At 40.1% G+C, this 5,471-nt stretch carries 5 protein-coding genes; 1 reads left to right on the top strand and 4 read right to left on the bottom strand.

What is annotated here, in order from left to right:
* Nucleotides 1-1,172: 1,172 nt before the first annotated feature.
* Nucleotides 1,173-2,405: a tyrosine--tRNA ligase gene (gene tyrS / locus FTU71_RS14250; protein WP_162164701.1), complete on the bottom strand. Its 1,233-nt coding sequence runs from the start codon at nucleotides 2,403-2,405 to the stop codon at nucleotides 1,173-1,175.
* 63 nt (nucleotides 2,406-2,468) lie between these two features.
* Here tyrS and FTU71_RS14245 point away from each other — a divergent pair, with 63 nt between their 5' ends.
* The gene (locus FTU71_RS14245) at nucleotides 2,469-3,596 is read left to right on the top strand and encodes an anhydro-N-acetylmuramic acid kinase (RefSeq protein WP_004969740.1); all 1,128 of its coding nucleotides are present in this window, start codon (nucleotides 2,469-2,471) and stop codon (nucleotides 3,594-3,596) included.
* A 131-nt stretch (nucleotides 3,597-3,727) separates the two neighbouring features.
* Here the strand turns inward: FTU71_RS14245 and erpA are convergent, their stop codons facing one another.
* The 3 genes from erpA to FTU71_RS14230 all read right to left on the bottom strand — a co-directional run.
* Complete coding sequence (erpA, locus tag FTU71_RS14240; RefSeq protein ID WP_004969742.1) at nucleotides 3,728-4,063, bottom strand: iron-sulfur cluster insertion protein ErpA; 336 nt, start codon at nucleotides 4,061-4,063, stop codon at nucleotides 3,728-3,730.
* A gap of 133 nt (nucleotides 4,064-4,196) precedes the next feature.
* Entirely contained in the window at nucleotides 4,197-5,204 is a 1,008-nt protein-coding gene (locus tag FTU71_RS14235) for a putative solute-binding protein (RefSeq protein ID WP_131261901.1), read from the bottom strand.
* Between the two features lie 157 nt (nucleotides 5,205-5,361).
* On the bottom strand, nucleotides 5,362-5,471 hold a 110-nt coding region (locus FTU71_RS14230; RefSeq protein WP_179990606.1), incomplete at its 5' end, for a transposase.

The following is a 5,471-nucleotide window of genomic DNA, read 5'->3' as shown; positions in this document are numbered from 1 at the left end:
ATTTTCTGACTTAAATTTCGCTCAAATAAACTTCGAGTAATTTAAACCAATCAATCAATGAAATATTTTCGATCAATCAATCAGTAAAAATCCACACAAGTTGTTCTTCATAATCTCTTAATGATCTCAACTTCTACCTCGTCAGTAGAAATTTTAACGCAAAAAATTCTCTACAACTTAACCCTGTGAGCTAAGTTTGTAGGCTGTTTCGCGTCGGGATGTGTGCATTCTAGGGGATTTCAAAATCTTTGCAAGCCCCAAATTAGGATATTTTTCACGTATGTATTTTTTTTCTACAAAAATACTTGGTTTTTTAATTTTTTAGCTATTTTTTCATCAAATTTAAATAAAAACTCACATCTACAAAGTAAAGAGGGCTTTTTTATCCATACTTTTATGGGCTCAAATCGGTCAAGTTTTGCAGGCTGTAATCAACGATTGCCAATGTATACAATTCTTTTTGTCTTATGATATCTAAAAAAATTTTACATCTCAGTTAAAAATGCTTTTGCATTATCCAGAATCATATTCCTACATACGGCGTACCTATCATTGATTTCATATCAGTGTGGAGGTCTTGTCCGTTGATTAAAAGTTGGTGTTCAGCATTTACATTATTGATTTCAAGTCGAATGAGTCTACTCCTCTATTCAACAAGTTTAGATCGCGCCATCCACATACACTACCTACAAGAGGTTTTGCCGTATAAAAGTAGCTTTAGCTTTGAATTTTGAATTTAGGTCTTAAAGTTTTAAGAAAATTTTTATAAAACAAAGAGAAGTAATCTTACATTTTACCTTTAGATATAAAATACAACAAAACTAGAGGCAAAAAAAAGAAAGAGATCTCTCCCAAAATCTCTCCCTCGGAGTTGAATCTATATGCGATCCATATATCGTTATTATAGTTATACGAAAAAAAAGAGTCCCCTGGGGAAGGGACTTGTAAATTGTGGAGCTATAGTTATAAGTACCCTCTAGATCTGTTTTGTACACTGTGTCTAGATGGGTAAATCTTATACATAACTGAGCAAAAATGCAAGCTGCTTGGCAAAATTTAAGTGTTGTTTTTATAAGGTTTTTTTTGAATCTACTTATTCATATAATTAATATACCAAACAGAAAATAAAAGCAGACCGAAGCCTGCTTTTATTTCAATCACTTAGAATGGATCTAGTCCGTAAATGTGACTTTGGCAATGGCTTTTTTACCCGCCTGAATAATATATGTTGCGTTTTCTTTGACCGAGAAACCCGCATCGACCACATTCCAATCTACTTTCACTGCGCCACGTGCCACAGCATCTTTGGCTTGCGCAGCATTTTTAGTTAAACCTGCAGCACGTACAATAGAAGCAATAAATAATTCGCCACCAAATTCAGCACGTGAAATCGTCACTTCTGGCGTACCTTCAGGTAATTCACCTTCAGTAATAATATTACCCGCACCTTTATGCGCATTGGCTGCAGCTTCGCTGCCGTGGAAACGCTCAACCAATTCGAGTGCCAAAATCTTTTTGATTTCTTGCGGATTACGACCTTCTGCCATTTCTTTAAGCAAAATTTCAATTTCATCCATCGACTTGAAGCTGAGTAACTCAAAATAGCGCTCAATCAGACTATCAGGCATCGACAAGACTTTTTGATACATCGCACCCGGTGCATCAAATACGCCAATATAGTTGCCTAAAGATTTAGACATTTTATTCACGCCATCTAAGCCTTCAAGAATTGGCACAGTAATACAAACTTGCGCTTCCTGATCATAACGACCTTGCAAGGTACGTCCCATCAACAAGTTAAAGGTCTGGTCTGTACCGCCCAATTCTACATCGGCTTGTAATGCCACCGAGTCATAACCTTGTACCAACGGATACAAAAATTCGTGAATCGCAATCGGTTGCTGGTTGTTATAACGCTTGGTGAAGTCATCACGTTCCAACATACGCGCTACGGTTTGCTGCGATGCCAACTGAATTAAGTCTGCTGCAGTTTTTGTTGCAAACCATTCAGAGTTAAACACCACTTTGGTTTTATTTGGATCAAGAATTTTAAAAACTTGTTCCTGATACGTTTTGGCATTTTCCAAGACTTTTTCACGTGACAACGGCGGACGTGTAGCACTTTTACCTGTTGGGTCACCAATCATGGCAGTGTAATCGCCAATCAAGAAAAATACTTCGTGACCTAAGTCTTGGAATACTTTTAATTTATTGATTAATACCGTATGCCCCAAGTGTAAATCAGGTGCAGTCGGGTCAAACCCCGCCTTAATTTTTAAAGGACGATTCTCTTTTAATTTCTTTAGAAGATCTTCTTCAGAAATAATTTCATGCGTGCCTCGTTGAATGAGAGCAAGTTGTTCTTCAGCCGGCAGGAAATTTGACATCACGAAATCCAAACACATCAGTTATTCAATTTGTGCGATATACTAACACTTTTTCAGCATATTGCAGGCTATAGAATAACCATGACAGCGATCTATATTGGGGTAATGACGGGCACAAGTATGGATGGTGTCGATCTTGTTGCTGCTTCTTTTGATCCACTGCAACTCCACGCGACCCTGACTTTGCCGTTTGATCCCGATTTACGTGACGAACTCATGGCACTGACTTTGCCAGGTGACAATGAAATTGACCGCATGGGCAAAGCAGATGTGGCTTTAGCCACCATGATTGGACATGGTATTAACAGCCTGATTGAAAAAAATAAACTGGATAAATCTCAAATTAAAGCGATTGGTTCGCATGGCCAGACCATTCGTCATCGTCCTGAACATGCTTTTACTTTACAAATTGGTGATCCGAACATCATCACCGAAATCACCCAAATTCCTGTAATTTCAGATTTTCGTCGTCGTGACATGGCTGCAGGCGGACAAGGCGCACCGTTAGTGCCCGCTTTCCATCAAAACTTATTCCAACATCCGAGTATTCATCGGGTAATTTTAAATTTAGGCGGCATTGCCAATGTCAGTTTGTTGCCTGCAGGACAGCCCGAAGCAGTATCGGGTTTTGATACAGGGCCTGCCAATATTTTAATGGATGCTTGGTGTGAGCGTTACACAGGACAACCTTATGATGAAAATGGCAATTGGGCTGCGTATGGACATCCGATTCGCAGCTTGTTAGATCGTTTACAAGCCCATGCTTTTTTCTCTAAAGAACCACCCAAAAGTACAGGGCGCGAAGACTTTAACTTGGAATGGCTAGATGAACAGGTTGCCGATTGGCGCAATGATGTGGAATATGACGAGCTGGAAGATAATCCTGAAAATATTCAAGCGACTTTATTAAAGCTCACCACCCGCGCGATTAAAAAAGCCATTTATCGTTCAGGCATGGATACAGGTGAAGTCTATGTCTGTGGCGGTGGTGCCTATAATTCTTATTTGCTAGAGCAATTGCGCTGGCGTTTGCGCAAACATCAATGGACTGTACAAAGTACAGCCGATTTAGGGCTAAACCCAACATGGGTCGAAGCCACCGCCTTTGCTTGGTTGGCAATGCGTTTTTGTCAGCAATTAAGTGGCAATTTACCTGCGGTCACAGGGGCTAAAGGTGATCGCATTTTAGGTACCATGACTTTGGTTTAAGGATGCACTTTTAAACCAGATCAGTAGCAACAAAAAAGCCTTTCCTCTTCTATATAGGAAAGGCTTTGATCATTTTGAGTGCATCAATCTACTTTTTCAGATGCTGATACTCAAAAATATTTAAATCATACTTAGATTGAGAATGAAGAACCACAACCACAAGTCGTGGTTGCATTCGGGTTTTGTACCACAAAACGCGAACCTTCCAAGCCTTCAATATAGTCCACTACCGAGCCAACTAAATATTGATAGCTGAGTGAATCGACCAGCATTTTTACATCGCCATTCACAAATTCTGCATCATCTTCATTTTGGCTTTCCGCAAAGTTAAAGCCATAAGAAAATCCTGAACAACCGCCACCTGTCACATATACACGTAGCATTAAGTCTTGATTACCTTCACTGTCACGCAATTGGCGAACTTTTTTAGCAGCGTTGTCGGTGAGCTCAAGTGCTTGGGCATTCATGATGGATTTTCCTCAGGTACAATTCAGATGTCTTTTCTGCAAAAAGACCACTTATCAAGTATAGCATACTCAATATTGGGACGGTGATGCAGAATTAAAGTGAATTCTGAGTAATTACCTCAAGATTCTCCAATTATTTGTAATTTTCGTCCTGCAAGCCACATTCAAAATTGGTTGGCGCTTCTTTACAGCGGAATTGCCACAATAATTTCATCATGCGTTTGTCATAAACACCACGTTTAGTTAAATCAATCCGCGATTCACGCATCATTTTTTGATAACCCGGTTGATCTGCTGCAGGCACTTGCATCCAATATTTTGCAGGAATATCGGCTTTCATTTTGCCTAAAATACCAAAGGCACGTGGTAACTGCCCTTTCACCCATTCACGTGATTTTTGCCCAAAACCTGCAGGGAATTTATCTGGGCGGATAATAATATTGCCCGTGACCTGTAAAATTGGATAATTCACAATCGCGCCTTTAGTGCCTAAGCCTTTATGTAGTTCCAAAGGACGGAATACTGCAGCAGGCGCACCAATAATATCGACCTGACCATTGTTAAATTTACTGCCAAAATTGGTGACATCGGCACTTACTGCTTGCGCACCAATTTGCTGTACCATAATTTTTTGCGCTTGGTCATAATCTAAAACAGCAATTTTTTTCCCCGCGGCTTTGGCGACACTATTAATACTGCGGTCATTCACCATCAAAAAGGCATCACCCACAGGAATGACACCTGCGACTTCATACTGACCATTGCGCATATATTTGGCAAAAGCAGGACTCGCCAAACCTTGCATGACTTTAACTGCCAGTTTTAAATCTGGAATCGCACCAATTGCATCTAATGAGCCTGTAAAATGGTTAAATTGACGACCACGCATGCCCGTCACACTAATACCATCACATTTTCCTGCTTTAAAATCTTCTGCAATCACGCCTTCGTTTTGACCTACGCGTAACTCAATTTCTGCGCCCCAGTTTTTGGCCGCCAATTGATAGTCTTGCATTAAGTTATAGACATCACCGTTTTTACCGACCAAGTCGAATACACAGACCACTTGCTTAGCCTGCACTGCACTGGCGGCTAAAGACAAGCCTGCACCGAATAATAAAGCTTGCGTCCATTGTTTCATTTTATAGTTCCTTCCATTTTTTGTTTTTCTGGTCAAAATTGATTCAAACCTTCAATTTTGTAGCACTGTACTTTTCATCAAGCTAAGATTAGCGAATTTTGATCTTTGGCTGATATGACTCAATTGACGAATCTTTCAATTTGACATCCTCCCCGACCTAAAGGACGGAGATTCCTACTGCTAGACGCTCATGCCCGAGCGCAAGAATATTCAGTGCGGAATTTACATCCCGATCATGGAGCGTACCACACTCCACACACTGCCATT

Source organism: Acinetobacter sp. YH12136 (genome assembly GCF_013418545.1).
Taxonomy (GTDB): domain Bacteria; phylum Pseudomonadota; class Gammaproteobacteria; order Pseudomonadales; family Moraxellaceae; genus Acinetobacter; species Acinetobacter towneri.
Note: the sequence above shows the minus strand (reverse complement) of the source record. Positions and strands in the feature narration are given on the sequence as shown.